This is a genomic window from Streptomyces sp. WZ.A104 (assembly GCF_002382885.1).
Taxonomy (GTDB): Bacteria; Actinomycetota; Actinomycetes; order Streptomycetales; family Streptomycetaceae; genus Streptomyces.
The window spans coordinates 18782-45429 of the sequence record NZ_NWVL01000032.1 but is presented as its reverse complement, the minus strand read 5'-3'; the positions used below and the strand labels follow the sequence as shown (position 1 = coordinate 45429).

Genomic DNA, 26648 nt, shown 5'->3' with positions numbered 1-26648 from the left:
CCGGAGCCGCGCCCGACGGCGGCACACCGTCGGTCTGCTTAACCGGGGCCCGGTTCGGGAACACGCCAGAGCGTGACCCCACGCATCGAGGACTACGCCCTGATCGGCGATCTCCAGACCGCCGCCCTCGTCGGCAGGAACGGTTCCGTCGACTGGCTCTGCCTGCCCCGCTTCGATTCCGGAGCCTGCTTCGCCGCGCTGCTCGGCACCGAGGAGAACGGCCACTGGCGCATCGCCCCGCAGGGCGCGGGCCCCTCGGACACCTGCACACGGCGGGGCTACGCGGGTGATTCCCTGGTGCTGGAGACGTACTGGGAGACGCGCACCGGCACCGTCAAGGTCATCGACTTCATGCCGCAGCGCGACACGGCGCCGGATCTGATGCGGATCATCGAGGGCGTCAGCGGCAGCGTCGACATGAGCTCCGTGCTGCGGCTGCGCTTCGACTTCGGGTCCGTGGTGCCCTGGGTACGCCGGTCGCACGGCCACCGGGTGGCGGTCGCGGGGCCCGACTCCGTCTGGCTGCGCAGCGAACCACCGGTCAAGACGTGGGGCCAGCAGTTCAGCACCTGCTCCTCGTTCACGGTCACCGAGGGCGAGAGCGTGGCCTTTGTCCTGACCTGGCACCCCTCACACGCACCGCGCCCGAAGCTGATCGACCCCCGCAAGGCGCTGAAGCACGCCCTGCACGACTGGGCGAAGTGGACCGAGAAGTGTACGTACGAGGGGCCGTACCGCGAGGCCGTTCTGCGCTCGCTGATCACGCTGAAGGCCCTGACGTACGCCCCGACCGGCGGCATCGTGGCAGCCCCCACCACCTCCCTGCCGGAGGAGATCGGCGGCGTACGGAACTGGGACTACCGCTTCTGCTGGCTGCGGGACGCGACGCTCACTCTCGGGGCGATGGTCGCGGCGGGCTATCTGGACGAGGCGGCTGCCTGGCGGGACTGGCTGCTGCGGGCCGTCGCCGGGGACCCGGCGGACCTCCAGATCATGTACGGGCTCGCGGGCGAGCGGCGGCTGCCCGAGGTGGAGCTGACCTGGCTCACCGGCTACGAGAACTCCCGGCCGGTGCGCACCGGCAACGCGGCCGTCCACCAGCGCCAGCTGGACGTCTACGGCGAGGTCATCGACGCGCTGCGGCTGGCCCGCGACGCCGGTCTGGACAGCAAGCCGCACGCCTGGAACCTCCAGCTCAGCCTGCTCGGCTTCCTGGAGTCGAGCTGGCGCGAGCCGGACGAGGGGCTGTGGGAGATCCGCGGCGCACGGCGGCACTTCGTGCACTCCAAGGTGATGGCCTGGGTCGCCGCCGACCGGGCGGTGCGCTCGTTGGAGGAGAACCCCGAGCTGCCCGGTGACGCCGACCGCTGGCGGGCGATGCGGGACGCGGTGCACGCCGAGGTGTGCGACAAGGGGTACGACCCCGAGCGGAACACCTTCACCCAGTCCTACGGGTCGCGGGAGCTGGACGCCGCGACGCTGCTCATCGTGCGGACCGGATTCCTGCCGCCCGACGACCCCCGGGTGATCGGCACGGTCGACGCGGTCCGCGCCGAGCTGGGCAGCGACGGGCTGGTCCGCCGCTACAGCACCGAGGGCGTCTCCGTCGACGGGCTGCCCGGCGAGGAGGGGGCGTTCCTCGCCTGCTCGTTCTGGCTGGTGGACGCGTTGCAGCGGATCGGCAGGCCCAGGGAGGCACGGGAGCTGTTCGAACGGCTGCTGGAACTCCGCAACGACGTGGGGCTGCTGGCCGAGGAGTACGACGTCACGGCCGGGCGGCAGCTGGGCAACTTCCCCCAGGCGTTCAGCCATATCGGACTGGTGAACTCCGCTGTCGACCTCACCGGGGACGACCCGGCAGGATAGGGCCATGGATCTTGGACTTGAAGACCGCGTGTACATCGTCACCGGCGCGACGCGGGGCCTCGGCAACGCCACGGCACATGCCCTGGCCGCCGACGGCGCCAAGGTGATCATCACCGGCCGGGACGAGAAGAGCGCCACGGAGGCCGCCGACGCGCTGGGGCCGGACGTCGTCGGGCTCGCCGCCGACAACGCCGACCCGAGCGCGGCCCAGCGCCTCGTGGACACGGCACGGGAACGGTTCGGACGGCTCGACGGCATCCTCATCAGCGTCGGCGGACCGGCCCCCGGCTTCCTCGCGGACAACACGGACGACCAGTGGCAGACGGCGTTCGAGACGGTGTTCCTGGGAGCGGTACGGCTCGCCCGGACGGCGGCCGCGGCGCTCGGGGAGGGCGGGGTCATCGGCTTCGTGCTCTCCGGATCGGTGCACGAGCCGATCGCCGGGCTGACCATCTCCAACGGGCTGCGCCCCGGTCTCGCCGGCTTCGCCAAGTCGCTCGCCGACGAGCTGGGCCCGCGCGGCATCCGGGTCGTGGGCGTGCTGCCCGCCCGGATCGACACCGACCGGGTCCGCGAGCTGGACGCCCTGTCGGGCGATGCCGAGGCCGCCCGCACCGCCCACGAGGCGCGCATCCCGCTGCGGCGCTACGGGACGCCGGAGGAGTTCGGGAAGACCGCGGCCTTCCTGCTCTCCCCCGCCGCCTCGTATCTGACGGGGATCATGGTGCCGGTCGACGGGGGTTCGCGGCACGGGTTCTGACCGGACGGCCCTTGAGGCCCGCGTACGCCCATGGGCCGTCAGGACACCCGTTCCGCGCGGTGCTTGACGGCCTTGAGGCGGACCTCTGCGGGGAGCTCGTCCAGACCGGCCGACCGGCGGGCATGCGTCAGCGCCCCGTCGGCCACCGCGTTCAGGGTCCCCAGGGGTGCGGCGTGCGGCTCCAGCAGCAGCCGCATACGGACTTGGGGCGCGGCCCTGCGGCCGGTCAGGGCCGCATGCGCACGGGACACCCCGTCCAGCTCACCCGCCTCCCCGGCGAGCACGCCCTCCAGGGCCCAGCCGCGCAGCTGCGCCCCTTCGCCGTCACCGCTGTCCACCAGCACCTCGGCGAGGCGGCCGCGGCGCAGCTGGGCGAGGAACCACCACAGGGCCAGGACGACCAGGACGGCGAGGACCGCGATCACGGTCGGCCACCACCAGCCCTCCTCGCGCCAGCGGCCCCGGTCGGCATCGCTGAGGAGAACATCGTCCTTGCCGTCCCAGGGCCACCAGGACGGCACGGATGCGCCGAGTCCGGCAGCCAGCACGGCTCCGCCGAGGACCACCAGCAGCAGCCCGGCCAGGGCCAGCAGGACCCGGTTGACGGTGGAGCGCATACGGCTCATCCCTTCTTCGCCGGACGGTGCACCTGGACGGAGAGGCCCGGCGGCTTCGCCAGGCCCAGCTCCTGGACGGCCCTCTCCAGCGCGGAATCCAGGTCGGTGCGTACGTCGTCGAGTTCCCTGAAGTGCGAGAGTGCCCGCACCTTCGCCTTGCGGCGTCCCATGCTGACCCGTACGGACTGCACACCGGGGACCTCCACGGCCCGGTCCCGCAGCACCATCGCGGCGGCGGCCCGGTCGAGCCCGGCCCGTACCCCGGCGCGCTCGCGGCGCATCGGAAGCAGATCGCGCAGTCCGGGGGTGAGGGCCAGGAGGATCAGCCAGAGGCCGACCGCCGCGGCCACCGCGGCGCCGACGAGCACGAGGACGTCGTTCAGGGGCCGTTCGGCCAGGTCGTCGGCGAGGGAGCGCCGCCATTGCATGGCCGGATGGTCGGCCCGTACGGCGGCGATGTCATAGAGCAACAGCCCGGCCGCGCCCAGAAGGACGAGGGCCAGCACGGCGGCCGGGATCCGGCGCGCGGACCAGAAGCGGCCCGCCGGTCCGCCGTCGCCCTGCTCCAGGGTGGGGACCGGTTCGTGGGCAGCGAGGTCCGTGCCCGGCGCGGGCGGGTACGCGTCGCCGCCGCTGTCCTGGTCCACCGTCGGCATCCGCCGGGTGGGGCGGGTCGGTTCGCCGGGTTCGGTCATCGGATTCTCCCCTGTGCTCCGCTCGCCACCGGGTGCAACCGCTCGACCTGCACGGCCACCTCGGGCACCTCCATGCCGGCCAGCGCCTTGACCCGCTGGGCGACCCGGCGGCGCACCGCGCCGCACTGGCGGCCGATGTCGCAGGGGTAGCCGAGCTCCAGGCTGACCCGGACCCGGGCGGCGTCGCGGTGCACGGTGACCGTGGCGCGGGGGGACTCCCCGTCCTGGGGCGGATCGCCGACGGCCTCCTTCGCCGCCTGGGCGGCGATCTTGGCGACGACCCGGTCAGCGATCCGGGTCTCGCCCCGTTCGGCGGCGGCGACCCGCCCGGTCACCGCCGTCACCGCCGTCGGTCGCCGCGCTCGCGACTCCGGAAGAAGTCGCCGGGTTCCAGGTCGCCGTCCATGAACCGACCGGCGATGAAGCCGATCGCGCCCAGTGCGGCCACCAGTACGAAGGCTCCGAATCCGCCGAAGTACCCGGCGAAACCGAGCGCCATGCCGGCCAGCAGACCGACCACAGCCATGCTCATCGTGACTCCTCAACTGCCTTGTCGCGGGGTGTCTCTCGGCGGAGAACGCGGGAGAGCTACTGGACGCGCTGCGTTGACTCGTCCTCGTCGTCCTCCTCGTCGGGCAGCTTGACGTCGCTGACCGCGATGTTCACTTCGACGACTTCGAGGCCGGTCATCCGCTCCACCGCGGCGACGACGTTCTCCCGTACGTCGCGGGCCACGTCCAGGATCGCGACGCCGTAGTCGACGACGATCTCCAGGTCCAGGGCCGCCTGGGACTCGCCGACCTCGGCCTTCACTCCACGGGTGACGGACTTGCCGCCGCCGGGTACCCGGTCCCGGACCGCGCCGAACGTGCGCGACAGGCCGCTGCCCATCGCGTGGACTCCGACCACATCGCGGGCCGCCATTCCGGCGACCTTCTCGACGACGCCGTCGGCTATGGTCGTGCGGCCCCGGGTGCCGGGGGCGCCGCCGCCGCGCTTGCCGAGGGCCTTGTCGCTGTCGGGGTTGGTGCGCTGAGAGGTGTCAGTCATCGCCGCTCTTCCCTTCGGGGGGCAGGGTTGGACTTCCTTGCCCACGTTAAGTGCGCTTTCCCCATTCCGCGCCATGGATGCGGCAGGCTGGGGTGATGACTACGGCGCGGAGCCCGCAGAGGGCCGACGGACGGACCGCTGCGGTACGGCAAAGGCTGGGTCTGGGCAGACTGCTGCCACTGGGCGGCCCGGCGGACGGCGCGTGGATCGTGGAGACGGCGGCGGCCTCGGTGCTGCGCGGGGCGGCGGCCGTGCCCGGGACCGTGCTGGGGAAGCTACGGATCGGCTCGGCGGAGGAACGGGAGGGGGAAGGAGCACCTCCGGCTCCGGCGAACGCGCTGCCGTCCCGGCGCCTGCGGATCGAGGCGGAGTTCTCGGCCGTCGTGGACCGGCCGCTGCCCGATGCCGCGGCGGCGCTGCGCGAGGTGCTGATCACGGCGGCGGCCGCCCGGCTGGGGCTGGAGATCGCCGAGGTGGATCTGAGAGTGACGGCATTGTTCGACGAGGATGCGCCCGATCAGGTGACGGCGGCCGCGCCTGCGGCCCCCCTCACGGAGGCGGACGGGCCGGTGGCCGCCGCGGCCGCCCGGGCTCCGGGCGTCGTCTCGCTGACCAGGGCCCTGGGCCGGGCGGTGCACACCGCCCGGGACCACGTACGGATCGAGGTGGCGACGGCCGCGGACCGCCGGGCGCTGGATGTGGCCCGGTCGGTGCGTACGGCGGTGGCGGCGGCCCTGGAGGACCGGCAGCTCGTGACCGTGGTGGTCACGGACGTGGTGGAGCCGGGCCCCGGAAGCTGAACCCGTGGCCCGGCCCGGCTGTCGGCGCGCCGACAGGGCGCCGACAGCCGGTGGGTGCGTCGGTCGGTGCGCCGGTGGGTGGGTGTGTCGGCCGGTGCGCCGGTGGGCGCGTCAGTCGGTGATGCCCGCCAGATCGCGGAGCCTGCGGCCCTGGGCGGCGCGCTCGGCGACGCGCTGCTCCTCGTAGTCACGCGAGAGCGCACCGCCGAGGAGCGCCTTGGTCTCGACGACGGCGTCGCGGGGGGCAGCCACCAGGGCGGCGGCCAGATCACGTGCGGCGGCATCGAGCTGGTCGGCGGGGACCACGAGATTGGCGAGACCGGTGCGCTCGGCCTCCTCGGCGTGCACGAAGCGGCCGGTGGCACAGATTTCGAGCGCGCGGGCATACCCCACGAGGTGCACCAGGGGGTGGGTACCCGTGAGGTCGGGAACGAGACCGAGACTGGTCTCGCGCATGGCGAACTGCACGTCCTCGGCAACGATCCGCAGGTCGCAGGCGAGGGCGAGCTGGAAGCCGGCCCCGATGGCGTGTCCCTGGACCGTCGCGATCGACACGATGTCGTTGCGACGCCACCAGGTGAACGCTTCCTGGTACTCGGCGATGGTCGCGTCGAGCTCGGCCTCGGGGCCGCGCGCCATGTCGAGGAACGACGGCTCGCCGTCGAAGCCCTCGGGCGTGAACGCCTGCCGGTCGAGGCCCGCGGAGAAGGACTTGCCCTCGCCGCGGAGCACCACGACCCGCACCGTGCCGGGCAGCACCCGTCCGGCCTCGGTCAACGCCCGCCACAGAGCGGGAGACTGAGCGTTGCGCTTGGCCGGGTTGGTGAGCGTCACCGTGGCGATGGCGTCATCGACAGTGAGCCGTACACCGTCCTTGTCGAACACCGTGTCGAGCGAGGTCATGGGGCGCCTCCGGATCGGGGTGCAGTCAGCACTCAGAACTAAGTGACTGAACAGTAACCACCCGGACGACCTCGCGGTCAGCCGGGTGGCCACCTCGAATTCCGTTGAGCCCCGGAGACTTCGGACCTCAGGACGCCTGCGGCCCTCAGGCCGAAGCGGCCTTCTTGCCCCGTGTCGCGCCGCCGCGTCCTCGCAGCGTCACTCCGGACTCACTGAGCATCCGGTGGACGAACCCGTAGGAGCGGCCCGTTTCCTCGGCCAGCGCCCGGATGCTCGCACCGGAGTCGTACTTCTTCTTCAGGTCTGCCGCGAGCTTGTCACGCGCGGCGCCGGTCACCCGGCTGCCCTTCTTCAGAGTCTCGGCCACCCGTGCCTCCTCATGGGAAGTGCGCTCTGGACTCTCATGATCACCCCTCTCGCGCTTCCTGGCCACCCATTCGGCAAGGTCGATGCGACCGGATTTCCGGGCAAAGAGCACGCCGACACGAACGGAATCCCTTATTCCGAGGGGTGCACGAGGGCGTACGGCCCCGACCGGAGGAAGAACTTCCAGGTCAGGGCCGTACGGGGAACAGCGGCCGAAAAGGGGGCGCACAGCGAGTGAGCGCCCGGCGCACCACCGGAGTACGAGACGCCCTCACGCAGATGATGGATCACGCGTAGGCCGAATGATCTATCCCCGGTGGATCAGGCGAGGGCGACGAGGTCCCGGTAGTCGGCACCCCAGAGGTCCTCGACGCCGTCCGGGAGCAGGATGATGCGCTCCGGCTGGAGGGCCTCGACCGCGCCCTCGTCGTGGGTGACGAGGACGACCGCGCCCTTGTAGGTGCGCAGCGCGCCGAGGATCTCCTCGCGGCTGGCGGGGTCGAGGTTGTTCGTCGGCTCGTCGAGCAGCAGCACGTTGGCGGAGGAGACGACCAGGGTCGCGAGCGCGAGCCGGGTCTTCTCACCGCCGGAGAGCACACCCGCGGGCTTGTCGACGTCGTCACCGGAGAAGAGGAAGGACCCCAGCGTCTTGCGGACCTCCACCAGGTCGAGGTCGGGGGCGGCGGAGCGCATGTTCTCCAGGACGGTGCGCTCGGGGTCGAGGGTCTCGTGCTCCTGGGCGTAGTACCCGAGCTTGAGCCCGTGGCCCTGGATGATCTGGCCGGTGTCGGGCTTCTCGGCGCCGCCGAGCAGGCGCAGCAGCGTCGTCTTGCCCGCGCCGTTGAGGCCGAGGATGACGACACGGGAGCCCTTGTCGATGGCGAGGTCGACGTCGGTGAAGATCTCCAGCGAGCCGTACGACTTGGACAGGCCCTCGGCCATCAGCGGGGTCTTGCCGCAGGGCGAGGGCTCGGGGAAGCGCAGCTTGGCGACCTTGTCGGAGACCCGGACGGCCTCCAGACCGGCCAGCAGCCGGTCGGCGCGCTTGGCCATGTTCTGGGCGGCGACGGTCTTGGTGGCCTTCGCGCGCATCTTGTCGGCCTGCGAGTTGAGGGCGGCGGCCTTCTTCTCGGCGTTCTGGCGCTCGCGCTTGCGGCGCTTCTCGTCGGCCTCACGCTGCTGCTGGTAGAGCTTCCAGCCCATGTTGTAGACGTCGATCTGCGAGCGGTTGGCGTCGAGGTAGAACACCTTGTTGACGACCGTCTCGACCAGCTCGACATCGTGGGAGATCACGATGAAGCCGCCGCGGTAGGACTTGAGGTAGTCGCGCAGCCAGACGATCGAGTCGGCGTCGAGGTGGTTGGTCGGCTCGTCCAGGAGCAGGGTGTCGGCGTCCGAGAAGAGGATCCGGGCCAGCTCGACACGGCGGCGCTGGCCGCCGGACAGGGTGTGCAGGGGCTGGCCGAGGACCCGGTCGGGGAGGTTGAGCGCGGCGGCGATGGTGGCGGCCTCGGCCTCGGCGGCGTACCCGCCCTTGGTGAGGAACTCCGTCTCCAGGCGCTCGTACTTCTTCATCGCCTTCTCGCGGGTGGCGCCCTTGCCGTTCGCCATCCGGTCCTCGTTCTCGTGCATCTTGCGCAGGATCTCGTCGAGACCGCGGGCGGAGAGGATGCGGTCCCGGGCGAGGACGTCGAGGTCGCCGGTGCGCGGGTCCTGCGGGAGGTAGCCCACCTCGCCGGACTTGGTGATGGTGCCGCCCGCGGGGGCGCCCTCGCCCGCGAGGCACTTGGTGAGGGTGGTCTTGCCCGCGCCGTTGCGGCCGACCAGGCCGATGCGGTCGCCCTTGGCGATGCGGAAGGAGGCGGACTCGATGAGGATGCGGGCGCCGGCGCGCAGCTCGATGCCGGTGGCGGTGATCACGGAAAAACTCCAGGGCAGTATGGACGGCGGAGGGACGAGGGCGGAGGTCTCTCGACGCCGCTAATGCACAAGGAGAATGGCCATGAGCCCCATTCTACTGGCGGTGTGCAACTGCTTTTCCGCGTGCCCGCCGGGATGAACCGTCCGATACTCGGCGCAGGGCGGCACCACGTCGCCCGCCCCAGGCGAGGGTGGTGCGAGCGTGCGGTTCGACGACGACGCCGATCTGGACACGTCCGAGGTCCAGGACGTGCGCGGCAGCCGGATCCCGGGCGGGAGGGCCACCGTGGGCGGGGGCATCGCCGGGGTGATCGCCCTGATCCTGGGGCTGCTCTTCGGTGTCGGGCCGGATCAGCTCGGGCTCACCTCGGACGGCTCCGACCCCACGACGAGCTCGTCGTCCGCCGCCCAGGTGCGGCAGAGCTGCCTGAAGGGCCAGGACGCGAACAGGCGGGACGACTGCCGGACGGTGGCGGTGGTCAACAGCGTGCAGGACTTCTGGCGCCAGGAGTTCCAGCGGCGCGGCGGTACGTACGGGGACGCGCGGACGGTCCTGTTCAGCGAGCGGGTGGGCACCGCGTGCGGGGCGGCGACCTCGGCGGTGGGGCCGTTCTACTGCCCGGGTGACCGCAGGGTCTATCTGGACCTGGGCTTCTTCGACGACCTGCGGACGAAGTTCGGCTCCAGCGGCGGGCCGTTCGCCCAGGCGTATGTGGTGGCGCACGAGTACGGCCACCATGTGCAGAACCAGACGGGCACGCTGAGCCGGTCTCAGGACGGGCGGCAGGGCGCGGACAGCAACGCGGTGAGGGTGGAGCTCCAGGCCGACTGCTACGCCGGGGTCTGGGCGCACCACGCGACGACGACGCCGGACGAGTCGACCGGGCGGCCGCTGGTCACCGAGCTGACCCGGGCGGACATCCGGGACGGCCTGGACGCGGCGGCGGCGGTCGGGGACGACCGGATCCAGGAGCGGTACCAGGGGCGGGTCACGCCGGAGTCCTGGACGCACGGCTCGGCCGCGCAGCGGCAGCAGTGGTTCTCCACGGGGCTCAGGACCGGGGACATGGCACAGTGCGACACCTTCACCTGACCTGCGCAGATCTTCTTCGGACCTGCCTCAGGAGGGCATTGTCAGTGCCCGGTGGAAGACTGAGACGCAGATCACAGCACGCGGTGCGGCAAACGGATGTCAGAAGAGGTGAGTGCCATGGCAGGCGCGGCGAGCGGGGTTCCGACGATCTACCCGACGATTCTGTACGACGACGCGAAGGCGGCGATCAGGACGCTGACGCAGGGCCTCGGTTTCACCGAGGAAGCGGTCTACGAGGGCGAGAACGGCAGTGTGCTGCACGCCGAGCTGTCCTGCGGCAACGGCAGGGTGATGCTCGGCTCCAAGGGGGGTGACGGCGCGTTCGCGCGGGCGATGGCGGGCGCGGGCCCGGCGGGGGTCTACGTGGTGGTCGACGAGGTGGACGAGCACTACGCCCGGGCCAAGGATTTCGGCGTCGAGATCCTGATGGAGCCGACCGACCAGGACTACGGTTCCCGGGACTACATGGCCCGGGACGCGGAGGGCAATGTGTGGAGCTTCGGGACGTACGCCCCGGGGTCCGCCGGCTGAGCGGCGGGCCCCGGCGGCGCGGGGATCAGGCGCCGCCGGTGTGGACCTGGAAGGCGGCCCGGCGGACCGCCTTGGCCAGGGCCGGGTCCGGGTGTGCGGCGGCCAGCGCGACCAGGACCTGCACGGTGCGCGGGTGGCCGACGGCCCTGACCTCGTCGAGCAGCGCCGGGATGGTGCCCTGGACGGCGGAGTCGAGGTGGCGCACCAGGAGCCCGGTCTCGCCGTGGTCGGCGACGGCGGCTGCGGTGTCGACCCAGAGCCAGGTGGCCTCCTCCCGGCTGAGGACGTCCTGGGCGTCGTCGGGGTCGTTGCCCTCGTACTCGGCGAGCCAGAGCAGCGCGTAGGGGCGCAGCGAGGCTTCGGCGAGCACGGCCCGGACCTCGGGTTCGGCGGGGGCGCCGACGACCCGCAGTGCCTCGAAGGCCAGTCCGCGCAGCAGCGCGTCCTCGCCCCGGGCGACGGCCAGCAGTTCGGCGACGGCGGTGCCGACCGTACGGGCGGCGAGCCAGGCGCGGTATTCGTCGCGGGCCGGTCCGGGGGTGAGCCGGGCGCAGCCGAGGAGCATGTCGGCGGCGGCCTGCTCGATGTTCCCGGCGGGGCTCTGGGCGGCCACGCAGATCTGCTCCAGCTTGACCCAGACCGCCCAGTTGCCGAGCGGGGTGAGGGTGGCGTGCCCGTTGCCGAGGGTCAGCGCGCCGACGGCGGCGAGGCCTTCCAGGGCCCAGTCGAGCAGCAGGGCGTTGAGTTCCCCGGCGCCGCGGGCGGGGCCGGTGGCGGTATCGGCGGGGGCCTGGACGCCCGGGGCGGCGAGTGTGGCCGTTCTGCCGGGGCCGAGGGGCACTTCGCAGCGCTCCTCCTGGAGTTCGGCGACGCGCTGGCCGAGGAGGTCCAGGAGGGCGGGGACGGCGACGGGGCCGGCGGAGAGCTGGAGGAGGGAGAGCACCTGGGGCACGGCCTCGACGGCTTCGGCGACCGCACCGGCCTCGATGCCCTCGGGAGCGGGGTGGACGAGCGACCAGGCGTCGAAGAGCGCCACCCAGCCGCGGAGCACGGCGGAGTCGTCCCGGTCCCAGGCCCGCAGCCGCCAGCCGGGGCGGGCGGTGTCGCCGTGCAGCTCGATCAGCCCGGCCAGCCGGGCCCGGTCCCAGCCCGCTCGTACCTGCGCCGGGGAGAGGTCCAGGGCGGCGGCCGCCCGTTCGGGGGCGAGGGCGGCGAGCGGGGCGGCGGTTCCGGGGCCCGGGGAACCGGCGGCCCAGTGGGCGATGCGTACGGCGTCGGCGAGCACCGCCCTGGCCTGGTGGGCCAGTTCCGTGCGCGGCGGGGTGCCCTCGGGCGGCCGCGGGGCCGGCCTGGTGCGCCGGGTGGTCACGGCCTTGCGGGCGGTGGCAAGGGGTCGCGGGCGGACAAGTCGCAGCCTGGAGTCGCGCGGGGTACGGGACGTCACGGGGAGCAGTCTTGCCCCTGACGGCCCGAAAGCCCAAACGGAAGGCGTTTCACCGGCAGACGCAAGGCCTCGCCGGTACCGCCGGCAGGGGGGCCGATCACCGCATCGGCTCACATCAGGGGCGTGAGGAAGCGGCGCAGGGTCTCCTCGTAGCGGGCCGGGTCCGCGTTCCACATCGCCGCGTGCGGAGCCCGCGCCACGGCGTGGAGGCTGACCAGGTCCGGACGGCGGGCGGCGAGTTCACGGGAGGGCCCCCAGGGGGCGATCGAGTCGTCGGGCCCGTGCAGGATCAGGGTCGGGGTGCGCAGCGCGTCGGGCACCGAGGTGTCCAGCAGCGGGGCGCCGCTCATCCCGGTCCGGCCCTGGGCGGCGTGGACCGCCAGCGGCAGCAGAGCGGCCGGGACGCCGCGGGCCGCGGCCAGGGCGCGCAGGGTGACCGGCCAGTCGAGCACCGGGGAGTCGAGGACGAGGCCGCTGATCCGGTCGCGGAGCGGGGATTCGACCGCGGCGAGCAGGGCCATCGTCGCGCCGGTGGACCAGCCGTGCAGGATCACGTTCGCGGCCCCGTAGCGCAACGCGTGGCGCAGGGCCGCGTCGACGTCGCGCCACTCGGAGGCGCCGAAGTGGCTGAGGCCGTCGGCGGAGCGGGGGGCTCCGGGGTCTCCCCGGTAGCCGAGGTCGAGCACGGGGAAGCGGTGCCGGTGGAGGAAGCCCATCAGGTTCATGGGGTGGGCCCGGGTGGTGCCGAGGCCGTGCACGGTGATGACCCAGGTGCGGCGTGCGCCGGGCACGTACCAGGCAGGCAGCGTTCCGAGCTCGCCGGGGATCTCCACCTCCCGGTGGTCGAGGCCGAGGTCGCTGCCCGGGTCCCCGTCGTACAGCTCGGTCGTGAGCCGGACCTTCGCGCCCGGTTCGAGGAGGCCGTGGATGACCCGCTCCAGCCTGCGCACGACGGTGTCGGCGGCGGAGGAGACCCCTTCGACGACGGGCCCGACCACCGCGTGGACATCGGGGCCTGCCAGCCCGTACGTACCGGGCCGGAGCGCGGAGAAGGAGCGGGTGAGGGTGACCTGTCCGGCCGCGGTGGCGTGCACGGTGAGTCTGCGGTCGGCGGGCAGGGACCGCCCGGGGGCCGCCTTGAGGGCGGCGTCGCTGGCGTACCGGCCGGCCGCGACCGCTGCCGCACCGGCGCCGAGGATCGTGGTGACGGCCGTTGCCGTCGCAGTTGCCGGGCGCACGGCTCCAGTGTCGGGGGGCGAACGGCGGGGTGCCAGCGGGCGGGGGCCGTGCGGGGCCCGCGCCCCTTCCCGCGCCCGGGCGCTCCGGATCAGCCCGGCTGGCCGTAGGTCCTGAGCGCCTCGGTCACCTCGGCGAGCTGGGCCTCGCTGAGCAGTGCCGGGGTGCGGCCCGGTACGGAGTCGGCCGTGAGCCAGAGCCGGCACAGCCACTCCAGCTGGGCGGTGCGCTCGTAGGCCTGGTCGAGGGTGTCGCCGTAGGTGACGGTGCCGTGGTTGGCCAGGAGGCAGCCGGTGCGGTCGCGCAGGGCGGCGAGCATGGCGTCGGCCAGCTCCGGGGTGCCGTAGCGGGCGTAGGCGGCGGTGCGGACGGGACCGCCGAGGATGGCGGCCGCGTAGTGCACGAGCGGCACCTCGGGCAGCAGCGTGGAGACGGCGGTGGCGTGCACCGCGTGGGTGTGGACCACGGCGGCGGCGCCGGTCTCGCGGTAGACCGCGAGGTGGAGGGGGAGTTCGCTGGTCGGCCGGAGGTCCCCGATGACCTGGCGGCCGTCGAGGTCGACGCCGACCGTGTCACGGGGGCCGAGCCGGTCGTAGGGCACCCCGCTGGGCGTCACCAGGACCAGGTCTCCGGCACGGGCGGACACATTGCCCGAGGTGCCGACGACGAGGCCGTCCGCGGCGCTGCGGCGGGCGGTCGCGACCACCTCCTCCCAGACCCGGGCGACGGATTCCGGCTGCTGCTCGCTCATGGGGCGAGCGTAGGGGCGGGAGACGGAAACCGGAACGTCGTGCCCCACGTGACCGGGATCTCTTCCGGGGCCGGAAACGCCCGCCAAAAACTTCACCAACGAGCGGTAAAGGGCAGACCAGACGGCGCCCCAGGGGACTCCCACCGCCCCTCCCGCACACAAGCGGAATCAGTCGCCTCTGGTTGGGGTCACCACAGCGCCCTGCTCAGTTCATCTTCCGTTCACCCAGGTTGCCTACGGTCCACGAGCCACTGACGCCGAACGATTGCCTGGGTAAATGGAACACATCACGCTGCTGCTTGCGATTGTGGTCGTAACAGCTCTCGTGTTCGATTTCACGAACGGTTTCCACGACACCGCCAACGCGATGGCGACCACCATCTCGACCGGCGCGATGAAGCCCAAGACAGCGGTGGCGATGTCCGCCGTTCTCAACCTGATCGGCGCCTTCCTGTCGGTGGAGGTCGCCAAGACGATCTCCGGCGGGATCGTCAACGAAGACGGCATCAGAACCGAGGTCATCTTCGCGGCGCTCGTCGGCGCCATCCTGTGGAATCTCCTGACCTGGCTGGTCGGCCTGCCCTCCAGCTCCTCCCACGCCCTGTTCGGCGGTCTGATCGGCGCCGCGGTCATGTCGGCCGGCTGGTCCTCGATCAACGGCGGCACCGTCGTCACCAAGGTGCTGCTGCCCGCGATCGCCGCTCCGCTGGTCGCCGGTCTCGCGGCGATGCTGGCCACGCGGCTGACGTACCGGATCAACCGGAACGTCACCGACCCGAACCAGCTCAAGTCGACGGCCAAGGGCTACCGGGCCGGACAGATCGCCTCGGCCGGTCTCGTCTCGCTCGCCCACGGCACCAACGACGCCCAGAAGACGATGGGCATCATCACCCTGGCCCTGGTGACCGGCGGCGTCCTCGCCCCCGGCTCCAACCCGCCGATGTGGGTCATCGTCTCCGCCGGTGTCGCCATCGCGCTCGGCACCTACCTCGGCGGCTGGCGCATCATCCGCACCATGGGCAAGGGCCTGACCGACCTCCAGCCGCCGCAGGGCTTCGCCGCCCAGACCAGCGCGGCGACCGTCATCCTGGCCTCCTCGCACCTCGGCTTCTCGCTCTCCACCACCCAGTCCTGCTCGGGTGCCGTGATGGGCGCGGGCCTCGGCCGCAAGGGCGGCGTGGTCCGCTGGTCCACCGCCACCCGGATGTTCGTCGCCTGGGGCCTCACGCTCCCGGCCGCGGGTCTGGTCGGAGCGGGTGCCGAGTTCCTCACCAAGCAGGGCCCCTGGGGTGTCGCCGTCACCGCGGCCATCCTGGTCGGCGGCTCCTTCGCCATCTGGCTGGCCTCGCGCCGCCAGCCGGTCGACCACACCAACGTCAACGACACCGAGGAAGCGACGGCGAACGAGCCGCAGGGCGTCGTCACCACCGCCATCGCCGCGGTCTCCCCGCCCCCCGCGGGCGCACCGGTCTCCGACCTCTCGACCACCATCCCGGCCCCGGCCGCGGCACCCGACGACACGCCCCGCCCCGCGGCCACGGTGTAAGGACAGATCCGTATGAAAATCGACTGGGCAGCTCTCGCCTCCGTCTTCGGTGTCAGTCTCGTGATCACCGTCGCGCTGGTCGGCGTCTTCACCCTGGGCATCGTCGCCCTCTCCAAGCTGTCGGCCCCGACCGGCGGCAGCGGCTCCGGGAGCGGCGCCTCCGGCGGTACCGCCGCGCTGGCGCGCACCAGCGCGTACGCCTGCTTCGCGGCGTGCGCGGCGGCGGTCTCGTACGGGATCTATCTGATCGTCGCCTGACGCGTCCCACGGCACCCCTCATCGGGCCGGACACACCTCGTGTGTGTCCGGCCCGATGTGCGTCTGCGCACACCGGGCCTCCGCAGGTCAACAGCAAGTTGACGGCTGTTCTCGCAGCGTGGTGGACTGCCGGAGCCATTCACGGCGACAGCAGAGGAAGCCGGTGCGAATCCGGCGCGGTCCCGCCACTGTCACCGGGGAGCACTCCCCCACACCGGACGTCACGACCTGTCGGGACACCGGATGTCACGGCCCGTCGCGCACGGGCTGGAAGGCCGGGGGAGCTGCGGATCCGGGAGCCAGGAGACTCTCGTCGCCGCTCTCGTCGAACCAGGGCGCGGACCCTGAGTTAAGGACCTATGCCATGTCCGGCCGCCGTGCGCCGCATCCAGTGCCCCCTCACTCCGGAACGCCCCGACCCACGACGGGCTGAGCCGTGCGTGCCGATCGCCTCTTCGCGTACGGCGCCACGGCCGGAATGGTCGCCGACGCGCTCTTCGGCGACCCCCGGCGGGGCCACCCCGTCGCCGGCTTCGGCCGGGCCGCCGCGCGGGTGGAGTCCCTGCTGTGGCGTGACGACCGGGGCCGGGGCGCGCTGCACACCCTCATGTGCGCCGGAGGCGCCGTGGGGGCCGCCGCGCTGGCCGCCCGTGCGGTACGGGAGCGCCCCGCGCTCGCCGTCGCGCTGACCGCCGCCGCCACCTGGTCGGTCGTCGGCGGTACGTCCCTGGGCCGGGAGGCCCGCGCCATCGGGGGCGCGCTGGCCGCCGGGGACCTTGAGGTGGCCCGGGAACGGCTGCCGCACCTGTGCGGACGCGACCCGCACTCCCTGGACGGGCCTGGGATCGCCCGTGCCGTCGTGGAATCGGTGGCCGAGAACACCTCGGACGCCGTCGTCGGCGCGCTCGTGTGGGGCGCCATCGGCGGGGTGCCCGGACTCGTCGGCTTCCGGGCCGTGAACACGCTCGACGCGATGGTCGGCCACAAGTCGCCCCGCCACCGCCGTTACGGCTGGGCCTCGGCTCGCCTGGACGACCTCGCTGGGTGGCCCGGCGCCCGGCTGACGGCCGCGCTGGCCGTGGTGGCGGGCGGGCGGCCGTCCGAGGCCGTACGCGCCTGGAAGGCGGACGCGGGGCGCCACCCGAGCCCGAACGCGGGACCGGTGGAGGCCGCGTTCGCGGGGGCGCTCGGCGTACGCCTGGGGGGAACGCTGGCGTACGCGGGGCGCGTGGAGCACCGGCCCGTACTGAACGGGGAGTCCGGCCGGGACGTGCGCGGCGACGACATCGAACGCGCGGTGCGGCTGTCGCGCCGGGTGAGTGCGCTGGCCCTGGGTGTGTGCGTGGCGGCGCGGATGGTCGCGGGGCGGGCCACCGGGCGGTCGGCTGCGGGACGAAAGCGGGGGCGGTCATGAACGGTCCGGCACGGAACGCGATACGGGAACGGGAGCGGGCATGAGTGGTGGGCTGCTGGTCGCGGGGACCACATCGGACGCGGGCAAGAGCGTCGTCACGGCGGGCATCTGCCGCTGGCTGGTGCGCCGGGGCGTGAAGGTCGCGCCGTTCAAGGCGCAGAACATGTCCCTCAACTCCTTCGTGACCCGCGAGGGCGCGGAGATCGGGCGCGCCCAGGCGATGCAGGCGCAGGCGGCCCGGGTGGAGCCGACCGCCCTGATGAACCCTGTGCTGCTGAAGCCGGGCGGCGACCGGTCCAGCCAGGTGGTCCTGATGGGCAGGCCGGTCGGTGAGATGAGCGCCCGGGGCTACCACGGGGGGCGCCAGGAGGCGCTGCTCGGGACGGTCACGGACTGCCTGGAGCAGCTGCGGTCGGCCTATGACGCGGTGATCTGCGAAGGGGCCGGTTCGCCGGCCGAGATCAACCTCCGCCGGACCGACATCGTGAACATGGGCATCGCGCGGGCGGCCCGCTTCCCCGTGCTGGTGGTCGGGGACATCGACCGGGGCGGGGTCTTCGCCTCGTTCTTCGGGACGACGGCGCTGCTCGGCGCCGAGGACCAGTCGCTGGTCGCGGGCTACCTGGTGAACAAGTTCCGGGGCGATGTCTCGCTGCTGGAACCGGGGCTGGACATGCTGTACGGGCTGACCGGGCGACGGACGTACGGAGTTCTGCCGTACGCCCACGGACTCGGCATCGACGAGGAGGACGGCCTGCGGGTGTCCCTGCGGGGTGCGGTACGGGAGTCGGTCGTGGCTCCCCCGCACGGTGAGGACGTGTTGCGGGTCGCGGTGTGCGCGGTGCCGTTGATGTCGAACTTCACGGACGTGGACGCGCTGGCCGCCGAACCGGGCGTCGTGGTGCGGTTCGTGGACCGGGCCGAGGAGCTGGCCGACGCGGACCTGGTGGTCGTGCCCGGGACGCGGGGCACGGTGAAGGCGCTGGCCTGGCTGCGCGAGCGGGGTCTCGCGGACGCGCTGGTGCGGCGGGCGGCGGAGGGCCGGCCGGTGCTGGGGATCTGCGGCGGGTTCCAGGTGCTCGGTGAGCGGATCGAGGACGAGGTGGAGTCGCGGGCAGGGGTTGTGGACGGGCTGGGGCTGCTGCCGGTGACCGTCCGCTTCGACCGGGCCAAGACGCTGGCGCGGCCGGTGGGTTCGGCGCTGGGTGAGGTGGTGGAGGGGTACGAGATCCACCACGGGGTGGCCGATGTGCGGGGCGGGGAGCCGTTCCTGGACGGGTGCCGGGTGGGTGCGGTGTGGGGGACGCACTGGCACGGGTCGCTGGAGAGCGACGCGTTCCGGCGGCGGTTCCTGGCGGAGGTGGCCCGGGCCGCCGGGCGACGGTTCGTCCCTGCGCCGGACACGAGTTTCGGGGTGTTGCGGGAGGAGCAGTTGGACCGGCTGGGGGATCTGGTGGAGGAGCATGCGGATACGGATGCGCTGTGGCGGCTCATCGAGGGCGGGGCGCCGGCCGGGTTGCCGTTCGTGCCGCCGGGGGCGCCGCCGTCGGGGGCGGGTGCGTCGTCGGAGAGCCGGGGCGCTGCTGCGGACCCCGCTCCCCGATCGCCGGAGGGGCTTGTAGTGACCGGTCACGTCAAAGCTGAAGAGCATGTCAACGAGGAGGCCAAGTGAGTACGCCGTATCCCTTCACCGCGATCGTCGGGCAGGACGACCTGCGGCTCGGGCTGTTGCTCAACGCCGTCAGTCCGGCCGTCGGCGGGGTGCTCGTGCGGGGCGAGAAGGGGACCGCCAAGTCCACCGCCGTCCGGGCGCTGGCCGCCCTCATGCCCGAGGTCTCCGTCGTACCGGGATGCCGGTTCTCCTGTGATCCGGTGGCCCCCGATCCTGCGTGCCCCGATGGGCCGCACGCGGACGCCCCCGGCGTGTCGCGCCCGGCACGGACCGTCGAGCTGCCCGTCGGGGCGTCCGAGGACCGGCTCGTGGGGGCGCTGGACATCGAGCGGGCGCTCTCGGAGGGCGTGAAGGCGTTCGAGCCGGGGCTGCTGGCCGACGCGCATCGCGGGATTCTGTACGTCGACGAGGTCAACCTGCTCCACGACCACCTGGTGGACCTGCTCCTGGACGCGGCCGCCATGGGTGCCTCGTACGTCGAGCGCGAAGGCGTCTCCGTACGGCATGCGGCACGGTTCCTGCTGGTCGGGACGATGAACCCGGAAGAGGGCGAGCTGCGGCCCCAGTTGCTGGACCGGTTCGGGCTCACCGTGGAGGTGGCAGCGTCCCGGGACACCGACGAGCGGGTGGAGGTCGTGCGGCGCCGGCTCGCGTACGACGACGACCCCGAGGGCTTCGCCGCGCGCTGGGCCGCGGAGGAAAGCGCCCTGCGGGAGCGCATCGCCGCCGCGCGCGCCCTGCTGCCCCGCGTCGTGCTCGGTGACGGCGTGTTGCGGCAGATCGCCGCCACCTGCGCCGCGTTCGAGGTCGACGGGATGCGGGCCGACATCGTGATGGCCCGTACCGCGACCGCGCTCGCCGCCTGGGCCGGACGCGAGGAGGTCACCGCCGACGACGTACGGCAGGCCGCCCTGCTGGCGCTCCCCCACCGGCGTCGCCGCAACCCGTTCGACGCGCCGGGGCTGGACGAGGACAAGCTCGACCAGACCCTCGACGAGGCCGGTGAGCAGGACAGCGACCCGGGAGACCCCGACGACGATCCCGATGGCGGCGGCAACGACGATGGTGGCGGTGGCGGTGGCGTGCCGCCCCAGGCCGATGGCGACCGCACTCCTCCTCCGGCCGGCGAAGGCGGCGACACGCCGTCGCAGGCCCCCGAAAGCGCTCCCGACGCGCCCGGCCGGTCCGCCGGGGCCGAGCAGCAGCCGGTGGCCGCCGCCGAGCCGTTCCGTACGAAGATGCTCAGCGTGCCGGGGCTCGGTGAGGGGGCTGCCGGGCGGCGCTCCCGGGCCCGTACCGAGCACGGCCGTACCACCGGCGCGCGCCGCCCGCAGGGATCGCTGACCAAGTTGCACCTGGCCGCGACCGTGCAGGCCGCCGCCCCGCACCAGCGCTCGCGCGGGCGCTCCGGGCGCGGGCTCGTGGTGCGCCGGGACGATCTGCGGCAGGCCACCCGGGAGGGGCGTGAGGGCAACCTCGTGCTGTTCGTCGTTGACGCCTCCGGGTCGATGGCGGCCCGGCAGCGGATGAGCGCGGTCAAGGGGGCCGTGCTGTCGCTGCTGCTGGACGCCTACCAGCGGCGGGACAAGGTCGGTCTGGTCACCTTCCGGGGCAAGGACGCCGAAGTGGCGCTGCCGCCGACCTCGTCCGTGGACGCGGCCGCCTCGCGCCTGGAGTCGCTGCCGACCGGGGGCCGCACTCCGCTCGCCGCCGGGCTGCTCAAGGCCCACGACGTGCTGCGGGTGGAGCGGCTGCGCGATCCGGCGCGGCGGCCGCTGCTCGTCGTCGTCACGGACGGCCGGGCGACCGGCGGGCCCGAGCCCGTGGCGCTCGCGGGGCGGGCCGGGCGGCTGCACCGCTCCGAGGGGACGGCCTCGGTCGTCGTGGACTGCGAGTCGGGGTACGTACGCCTCGGTCTCGCCGGGGAACTCGCCCGGGAACTGGGAGGCACCGCCGTCACGCTCGACGAGCTGCGGGCCGACTCGATCGCCGGGCTCGTCAAGGACGTCACCGCAGCCGGGAGGGCCGCTTAATGCCGCAGGGACAGCCGACATCGGTGCCGGACGACGGGCTCACCACCCGTCAGCGGCGCAACCGCCCACTCCTGTTCGTCCACACGGGCATCGGGAAGGGCAAGTCGACGGCCGCCTTCGGGCTCGCGCTGCGGGCCTGGAACCAGGGCTGGCCGATCGGGGTGTTCCAGTTCGTGAAGTCGGCGAAGTGGAAGGTCGGCGAGGAGAACGCGCTGAAGGTGCTGGGCGCGAGCGGCGAGGGCGGCACCGTCGACTGGCACAAGATGGGCGAGGGCTGGTCCTGGGTCCAGCGCGACGGTCAGCTCGACAACGAGGAGAAGGCACGCGAGGGCTGGGAGCAGGTCAAGCGCGACCTGGCGGCCGAGACGTACAAGCTGTATGTGCTCGACGAGTTCGCCTACCCGATGCACTGGGGCTGGATCGACACCGACGAGGTCGTCGAGGTGATGCGGAACCGTCCCGGCACCCAGCACGTGGTGATCACCGGCCGCAACGCGCCCGACAAGCTCATCGAGGCCGCCGATCTGGTGACCGACATGTCGAAGGTCAAGCACCCGATGGACGCGGGGCAGAAGGGCCAGAGGGGCATCGAGTGGTGAACGTCCCCCGCCTGGTCATCGCCGCTCCGGCCTCGGGCAGCGGCAAGACCACCGTCGCCACCGGCCTGATGGCCGCCTTCGCCGCGCGCGGGCTGGCCGTCTCGCCGCACAAGGTGGGCCCGGACTACATCGATCCGGGCTACCACTCGCTGGCGACGGGTCGCCCCGGCCGCAATCTCGACGCGTACATGTGCGGGACGGATCTGATCGCCCCGCTCTTCGCGCACGGGTCGGCGGGGTGCGACCTCGCCGTGGTCGAGGGCGTGATGGGGCTGTACGACGGCGCCTCGGGTCAGGGGGAGCTGGCGTCGACCGCGCAGGTGGCGAAGTTGCTCAGGGCTCCCGTGGTGCTGGTGGTCGACGCCTCCTCGCAGTCCCGGTCGGTGGCGGCCCTGGTACACGGGTTCGCCTCCTGGGACCCGCGGGTGCGGATCGGCGGGGTGATCCTGAACAAGGTGGCCTCCGACCGGCACGAGGCGCTGCTGCGCGATGCGCTGGACGAGTCGGGGCTGCCGGTGCTCGGTGTGCTGCGGCGCGCCCCGCAGGTCGCCACGCCCTCACGTCACCTGGGTCTCGTCCCGGTTGCCGAGCGGCAGGGCGATGCGGTGGATGCCGTACGGGCCATGGGTGAGCGGGTGCGTGCCGGGTGCGATCTGGACGCGCTGATGGCGCTGGCCCGGACCGCGCCCGCGCTGCCGGACGAGGCGTGGGAGCCGGCGTACGCCCTCGGCGCCTCCGTGCGGGGGCCCCGCCCCGTCGTCGCCGTGGCCGGCGGGGCGGCGTTCACCTTCGCGTACGCGGAGCATGCCGAACTGCTGACGGCGGCCGGTGCGGAGGTCGTGGTCTTCGACCCGCTGCGCGACGAGAAGCTTCCGGCCGGTACGGCGGGGCTCGTGATCGGTGGCGGGTTCCCGGAGATGTACGCCCCCGAGCTGTCGGCGAACGAGCCGCTGCGGCGGGCGGTGACCGAACTCGCCCTGGGCGGCGCCCCGGTGGCCGCCGAGTGCGCGGGGCTGCTGTATCTGGCACGGGAGCTGGACGGGAAGCCGATGTGCGGGGTGCTGGACGCCGAGGCCCGGATGTCGGAGCGCCTCACGCTCGGGTACCGGGAGGCGGTGGCGGTGTCGGACAGTGCGCTGGCGGTCGCCGGGACCCGGATGCGCGGTCACGAGTTCCACCGGACGGTCCTGGAGCCGGGGGCGGGGGCCACGCCCGCCTGGGGCATGCACCAGCCGGAGCGGCGGGTGGAGGGCTACGTCCAGCGGGGCGTGCACGCCAGCTATCTGCACACCCACTGGGCGGCAACGCCCGGCGTGGCGCGGCGGTTCGTCGAACACTGCCGGGCGCGGTGAGCGGCGGCGCGACCGGCGCGCCGGGGCTTGCGGGGCGTGCGCGCGGCTCACTCCGCGATGCCGACGACCAGCCAGATGAAGCCCACGCCCCCGATGGTGCAGAGAAGGGTGGAGCGGCCGGGATGGGTGTGGTGCGCCTCGGGAAGGATCTCCGCGGCGGCCAGGTAGAGCAGCGCCCCGCCGAAGAAGCCGAGATAGCCGCCGAGCAGTTCCTCCGGAAGGGTGAACAGCAGCGTCGTCGCGGCGCCCACGACCGGGGCCACGGCAGCCGCGAACAGCATCAGGAGCGCCTTGCGGCGGGCGTTCCCGTAAAGACTGGTGAGGGTGTACGTGTTGAATCCGTCGGCGAAGTCATGACTGATCACCGCCAGCGCGACGGCCACGCCCATGGAGCCGCTGATCTGGAACGCGGCGCCGAGCGCGACGCCGTCCATCAGGCTGTGGCCGACCATCGCGGCCGCCGCCGTCAGCCCCACCTGCGGTACGCGTTCGCCGCTCGCCCCATGGGCCACCTGGCGTGCGGCCAGCAGCCGCTCGACCAGATGGGCCGCCAGGAAGCCGCCGACGAACAGCAGCAGAGCGGCGGGCACCCCGAAGACCGGGGTCCCCGCGGCCTCGATCGCCTCCGGCAGGAGGTCGAGGCCGACCACGCCGAGCATCAGGCCGCCCGCGAAGCCGAGCACCAGATGGCGGCGGTCGGTGACGCGTTGCGCGACCCAGCCGCCGGCCAGAGTCATCAGGAACGCGCCGAGCGCGACGAACACCGCCATGGGGTCTTGCTAGCCGATCGACCCCTTCGCCCGCATCTCAGGGTGTCCTTACCCGCGGTGTCCGCGGCCCCTCTCCCCGCCGGACCGTGCCGCCGGGCCCGTGACCGTATACGGACCGGCCCCGCCCCTCCCCTGTACGCACTGAACCGTCTGACCTGAAAGGCAGGACTCCGCCCATGACCGGAGCAACCGTCGGCCCCGGACCGGAGCCCGGCGCCCGCAGTCTGGTCGTGGGGGTCGGCGCGCGCCGCGGTGTCCCCGGCGACGAGGTGTTCGCCCTGATCGAGGCGGTGCTGAGCGGGGCCGGGCTGAGCACGGCGGACGTCGTGGAGGTGGCGACCGTCGACGCGAGGGCGGGCGAGCCGGGGATCGTGGCGGCGGCGGCCCGGCTCGGGGTGCCTGTGCGGCCCCATCCGGCGGCGGCCCTGGCGGCCGTGCGCGTCCCGCACCCCTCGGGCGCGGTGGCCGCCGCGGTGGGCACGCCGTCGGTGGCCGAGGCGGCGGCGCTGATCGACGCGGACGAGCTCGTGGTGCCGAAGACCCGCGCAGCGGGCGGAAGTACAGGGAAGGACGCGGGCCGGAGTACGGGGGCGAAGGGGGCGGCGACCTGCGCGGTGGCCCGCCGGTTTTCCGCCGCGGCGGGGCCTTCCGATGTTTCCGCCGGGAAAACTTCCACCTCACCGGTGACGGGAGGCCCCTGTCCGTTCACCATGGCTGCCATGACTCCCCCCACACAGAACATCGAGAGCGCCGGGCCCGACCTGCGGCACCACGGCGACGCGGAGGTGCGCGGCGAGAATCTGACCGATCTCGCCGTGAACGTCCGCACCCACACCCCGCCGGAGTGGCTGCGCACGCGCATAGCCGCGTCGATCGCCTCGCTGGCGGCCTATCCGGACGGGTCCTCCGCCCGCGCCGCCGTCGCCGAGCGGCACGGGCTGCCGGTGGAACGGGTGCTGCTGACGGCGGGCGCCGCCGAGGCGTTCGTCCTGATCGCCCGTGCGCTTCCGGCCCGGTATCCGGTGGTCGTCCATCCGCAGTTCACCGAGCCGGAGGCGGCGCTCCGGGCGGCCGGGCACGGGGTGGGCCGGGTGCTGCTGCGCGCCGAGAACGGCTTCCGGCTCGATCCGGCGGCGGTGCCCGATGAGGCGGACCTCGTGGTGATCGGCAATCCGACGAACCCCACGTCCGTGCTGCACCCGGCGGCGCTGCTGGAGCGGCTGGCCAGACCGGGGCGGACGCTGGTGGTCGACGAGGCGTTCATGGACGTCGTGCCGGGCGAACGTGAGGCGCTGTGCGGGCGGACGGACATCCCGGGGCTCGTGGTGGTGCGGAGCCTGACCAAGACGTGGGGGCTTGCCGGGCTGCGGGTCGGTTACGTCCTGGCCGCCCCGGAGACCGTGGCCCTGCTCGCCGAGGCGCAGCCGCTGTGGCCGGTGTCGTCCCCGGCACTGGCGGCGGCGGAGGCGTGCATGGAGCCGAGGGCGCTGGTGGAGGCGGCCGAGGCGGCGGACCGGATCACGGTGGACCGGGCCCATCTGCTGGCCGGGCTGGCGGAGTTCAGCGAGGTGGAGGCGGTGGAGGCGGCCCGGGGGCCGTTCGTGCTGGTGCGTCTGGAGCGGGCGGCGGAGGTCCGGGAGCGGCTGCGGCTGCTGGGCTTCGCGGCCCGGCGCGGGGACACGTTCCCGGGGCTGGGGCCGCAGTGGCTGCGGCTCGCGGTCCGCGACCGGGCCACGACCAACCGTTTCCTCCAGGCCCTGGACCAGGCGGTGCAGGCGCTGCCCGCGAGATCCGGGCGCTGAGGAACCCGCAGGGGGGGCGGCATCCGTCGCACGAACACCGCCCCCCCCTCCTCGGACTTGCCCCCTCGGACTTGCCCCCTCGGGCTTGCCCCCCTCAGCCCCCTCGGGCTTGCCCCCCCCTCAGGCCGGGGCGGTCAGCAGGCCGGGGCGGTCAGCTCTGGCTGCTGCCGCGCCTGCGGGCCATCACCGTCGCGCCCGCGCCGACGGCCAGCAGCAGGGCCGCTCCGCCCGCGATGTACGGGGTGGTGGCGCTGCCTCCGGTCTCCGCGAGGTTGGCCTCGGTGGGTGCGGTGTCGGAGCCGGTCTGCGTCTTCGGGCCGTCGCCGCTGTTGCCGCCGCCGCTCTTGCCGTCATCCCCCTTGTCTCCGGTGGCGCCCCCGTCGCCCTTGTCACCGCCGGTGTCACCGCCCGTGGCGCCGCCGTCCGTGCCGCCCGGCTCCTCGGGCGTCGTGGGCTTCTTCGGCGTCTCGCAGGTCGCCTCGGCGAGGGTGACCTCTCCCTCCACCTCGGCCACATTGAGATTCAGGGGGTTCACCGAGACCTTGAGCCGGAGGGCCGTGGCGGCGGCCGTGCGCTCGGTGGTGACCGTCTTGGAGAGATCGAGGGCCACCTCGCCCACGCCCGGCACCGACACCCGGGTCGGGCCGCCCGCGCTGAGCGTGACCTTCTTGCCGAGCACCGAGACATGACCGAGCACGTTCGACTCGGCGACGGGCTGCTTGCCGACCTCGCAGTGTGCCTTGGAGGTCACCTTCTCGACCTCGATGAGCGAGAGCCCCGGGAGTCCGGGCACATGGATCCGGGCCTTCGCCAGGTTGGTGTACCCCTCGGCCTTGTGCTCGTCGACGGTGGCGGCGGCGGTGGCCACATCGGCGCGCAGGACGCTGACCGGGCGGCCCTCCACCCCGTCCAGGTCCACGGTCAGCGCGGTCTCCTCGGCACTGGCCGGGGCCTGCACCTCGTTGAGCGTGGCCTTGAGGGGCACCTGGACGGACTTGTTGAGGAGCGAGATGTCGAGCCCGGTACGGAGCACGACCGCGCTCGCCCTGCCCTCGCCGCCGGTGGTGGGTGTCGCCGGGGCTGCGTGCGCGGGGACAGCGGCGAGCAGAGCGACGGGGGCGGCGGCGACCGCCAGTGCGGCGAGACGGAAGGTGTTGCTGTTCAAGGTGG

General features: G+C 73.3%; 26 protein-coding genes and 1 riboswitch. Of the genes, 13 read left to right on the top strand and 13 right to left on the bottom strand.

Translation table 11 applies throughout. The features are described 5' to 3' along the window. Positions 1-72: 72 nt before the first annotated feature. On the top strand, positions 73-1866 hold the full coding sequence (locus CIB93_RS18710) for a glycoside hydrolase family 15 protein (RefSeq protein WP_096628187.1): 1794 nt from the start codon (positions 73-75) through the stop codon (positions 1864-1866). A 4-nt stretch (positions 1867-1870) separates the two neighbouring features. Next, positions 1871-2626 carry an SDR family oxidoreductase gene (locus tag CIB93_RS18705; RefSeq protein ID WP_096628186.1) on the top strand — a complete coding sequence of 252 codons (756 nt, stop codon included), beginning with the start codon at positions 1871-1873 and terminating at the stop codon, positions 2624-2626. A gap of 38 nt (positions 2627-2664) precedes the next feature. Here the strand turns inward: CIB93_RS18705 and amaP are convergent, their stop codons facing one another. From amaP to CIB93_RS18680, 5 genes are read right to left on the bottom strand one after another with little or no spacing between them, the layout of a single operon-like run. After that, complete coding sequence (gene amaP, locus CIB93_RS18700; protein WP_096628184.1) at positions 2665-3243, bottom strand: alkaline shock response membrane anchor protein AmaP; 579 nt, start codon at positions 3241-3243, stop codon at positions 2665-2667. A 5-nt stretch (positions 3244-3248) separates the two neighbouring features. Then, on the bottom strand, positions 3249-3938 hold the full coding sequence (locus CIB93_RS18695; RefSeq protein ID WP_096628182.1) for a DUF6286 domain-containing protein: 690 nt from the start codon (positions 3936-3938) through the stop codon (positions 3249-3251). Then, the gene (locus CIB93_RS18690; protein ID WP_096628181.1) at positions 3935-4282 is read right to left on the bottom strand and encodes an Asp23/Gls24 family envelope stress response protein; all 348 of its coding nucleotides are present in this window, start codon (positions 4280-4282) and stop codon (positions 3935-3937) included. Before CIB93_RS18690 ends, CIB93_RS18695 begins: the two co-directional genes overlap by 4 nt. Further along, entirely contained in the window at positions 4279-4470 is a 192-nt protein-coding gene (locus CIB93_RS18685; RefSeq protein WP_096628179.1) for a hypothetical protein, read from the bottom strand. The genes CIB93_RS18690 and CIB93_RS18685 overlap by 4 nt, the downstream gene beginning before the upstream one ends. Positions 4471-4526: 56 nt before the next feature. Continuing rightward, positions 4527-4988, bottom strand: coding sequence for an Asp23/Gls24 family envelope stress response protein (locus CIB93_RS18680; protein ID WP_096628178.1), 462 nt, complete (start codon positions 4986-4988; stop codon positions 4527-4529). Between the two features lie 95 nt (positions 4989-5083). Between CIB93_RS18680 and CIB93_RS18675 the strand changes: the two genes are divergently transcribed. After that, positions 5084-5788: a hypothetical protein gene (locus CIB93_RS18675; RefSeq protein ID WP_096628176.1), complete on the top strand. Its 705-nt coding sequence runs from the start codon at positions 5084-5086 to the stop codon at positions 5786-5788. Between the two features lie 111 nt (positions 5789-5899). Here the strand turns inward: CIB93_RS18675 and CIB93_RS18670 are convergent, their stop codons facing one another. The 3 genes from CIB93_RS18670 to CIB93_RS18660 all read right to left on the bottom strand — a co-directional run bounded on the left by CIB93_RS18670 (position 5900) and on the right by CIB93_RS18660 (position 8977). Continuing rightward, on the bottom strand, positions 5900-6691 hold the full coding sequence (locus CIB93_RS18670) for an enoyl-CoA hydratase/isomerase family protein (protein ID WP_096628174.1): 792 nt from the start codon (positions 6689-6691) through the stop codon (positions 5900-5902). Positions 6692-6836: 145 nt separating this feature from the next. After that, entirely contained in the window at positions 6837-7058 is a 222-nt protein-coding gene (locus CIB93_RS18665; protein WP_006123601.1) for a helix-turn-helix domain-containing protein, read from the bottom strand. A gap of 320 nt (positions 7059-7378) precedes the next feature. After that, complete coding sequence (locus CIB93_RS18660; protein ID WP_096628172.1) at positions 7379-8977, bottom strand: ABC-F family ATP-binding cassette domain-containing protein; 1599 nt, start codon at positions 8975-8977, stop codon at positions 7379-7381. 202 nt (positions 8978-9179) lie between these two features. Between CIB93_RS18660 and CIB93_RS18655 the strand changes: the two genes are divergently transcribed. Both CIB93_RS18655 and CIB93_RS18650 read left to right on the top strand, forming a co-directional pair. Beyond that, positions 9180-10070: a neutral zinc metallopeptidase gene (locus tag CIB93_RS18655; RefSeq protein ID WP_096628171.1), complete on the top strand. Its 891-nt coding sequence runs from the start codon at positions 9180-9182 to the stop codon at positions 10068-10070. 117 nt (positions 10071-10187) lie between these two features. After that, positions 10188-10601 carry a VOC family protein gene (locus tag CIB93_RS18650; protein WP_096628169.1) on the top strand — a complete coding sequence of 138 codons (414 nt, stop codon included), beginning with the start codon at positions 10188-10190 and terminating at the stop codon, positions 10599-10601. 25 nt (positions 10602-10626) lie between these two features. Here CIB93_RS18650 and CIB93_RS18645 read toward each other — a convergent pair whose 3' ends face one another. The 3 genes from CIB93_RS18645 to CIB93_RS18635 all read right to left on the bottom strand — a co-directional run bounded on the left by CIB93_RS18645 (position 10627) and on the right by CIB93_RS18635 (position 14032). After that, positions 10627-11970: a hypothetical protein gene (locus CIB93_RS18645; RefSeq protein WP_096628168.1), complete on the bottom strand. Its 1344-nt coding sequence runs from the start codon at positions 11968-11970 to the stop codon at positions 10627-10629. A gap of 185 nt (positions 11971-12155) precedes the next feature. Beyond that, positions 12156-13283, bottom strand: coding sequence for an alpha/beta hydrolase (locus tag CIB93_RS18640; protein ID WP_096628166.1), 1128 nt, complete (start codon positions 13281-13283; stop codon positions 12156-12158). 89 nt (positions 13284-13372) lie between these two features. Continuing rightward, complete coding sequence (locus CIB93_RS18635) at positions 13373-14032, bottom strand: class II aldolase/adducin family protein (RefSeq protein WP_096628165.1); 660 nt, start codon at positions 14030-14032, stop codon at positions 13373-13375. A 277-nt stretch (positions 14033-14309) separates the two neighbouring features. Here CIB93_RS18635 and CIB93_RS18630 point away from each other — a divergent pair, with 277 nt between their 5' ends. From CIB93_RS18630 to CIB93_RS18600, 7 genes are all read left to right on the top strand, one after another. Further along, the gene (locus CIB93_RS18630; protein ID WP_096628163.1) at positions 14310-15578 is read left to right on the top strand and encodes an inorganic phosphate transporter; all 1269 of its coding nucleotides are present in this window, start codon (positions 14310-14312) and stop codon (positions 15576-15578) included. A 12-nt stretch (positions 15579-15590) separates the two neighbouring features. Then, complete coding sequence (locus tag CIB93_RS18625; protein ID WP_096628161.1) at positions 15591-15836, top strand: hypothetical protein; 246 nt, start codon at positions 15591-15593, stop codon at positions 15834-15836. A gap of 152 nt (positions 15837-15988) precedes the next feature. Then, positions 15989-16146, top strand: a riboswitch (cobalamin riboswitch). Between the two features lie 126 nt (positions 16147-16272). Next, entirely contained in the window at positions 16273-17250 is a 978-nt protein-coding gene (locus tag CIB93_RS18620) for a cobalamin biosynthesis protein (RefSeq protein WP_096628158.1), read from the top strand. Positions 17251-17290: 40 nt separating this feature from the next. Next, the gene (locus tag CIB93_RS18615) at positions 17291-18922 is read left to right on the top strand and encodes a cobyric acid synthase (protein WP_096628156.1); all 1632 of its coding nucleotides are present in this window, start codon (positions 17291-17293) and stop codon (positions 18920-18922) included. Continuing rightward, positions 18919-20955, top strand: coding sequence for a putative cobaltochelatase (locus tag CIB93_RS18610; RefSeq protein WP_096628154.1), 2037 nt, complete (start codon positions 18919-18921; stop codon positions 20953-20955). The genes CIB93_RS18615 and CIB93_RS18610 overlap by 4 nt, the downstream gene beginning before the upstream one ends. Then, positions 20955-21554 carry a cob(I)yrinic acid a,c-diamide adenosyltransferase gene (gene cobO, locus CIB93_RS18605; protein WP_015607771.1) on the top strand — a complete coding sequence of 200 codons (600 nt, stop codon included), beginning with the start codon at positions 20955-20957 and terminating at the stop codon, positions 21552-21554. Before CIB93_RS18610 ends, cobO begins: the two co-directional genes overlap by 1 nt. Next, positions 21548-22906 carry a cobyrinate a,c-diamide synthase gene (locus tag CIB93_RS18600; protein ID WP_096628152.1) on the top strand — a complete coding sequence of 453 codons (1359 nt, stop codon included), beginning with the start codon at positions 21548-21550 and terminating at the stop codon, positions 22904-22906. The genes cobO and CIB93_RS18600 overlap by 7 nt, the downstream gene beginning before the upstream one ends. Before the next feature lie 47 nt (positions 22907-22953). On the opposite strand, the gene CIB93_RS18595 is transcribed toward CIB93_RS18600, so the two are convergent. Further along, the gene (locus CIB93_RS18595; RefSeq protein WP_096628150.1) at positions 22954-23676 is read right to left on the bottom strand and encodes a ZIP family metal transporter; all 723 of its coding nucleotides are present in this window, start codon (positions 23674-23676) and stop codon (positions 22954-22956) included. Between the two features lie 176 nt (positions 23677-23852). Here CIB93_RS18595 and cobC point away from each other — a divergent pair, with 176 nt between their 5' ends. Further along, a complete protein-coding gene (gene cobC / locus CIB93_RS18590) occupies positions 23853-25478 on the top strand; it encodes an Rv2231c family pyridoxal phosphate-dependent protein CobC (RefSeq protein ID WP_096628149.1) in 1626 nt (541 codons plus the stop codon). A gap of 151 nt (positions 25479-25629) precedes the next feature. On the opposite strand, the gene CIB93_RS18585 is transcribed toward cobC, so the two are convergent. Then, on the bottom strand, positions 25630-26643 hold the full coding sequence (locus CIB93_RS18585) for an SCO1860 family LAETG-anchored protein (protein ID WP_096628147.1): 1014 nt from the start codon (positions 26641-26643) through the stop codon (positions 25630-25632). Positions 26644-26648: the final 5 nt, after the last annotated feature.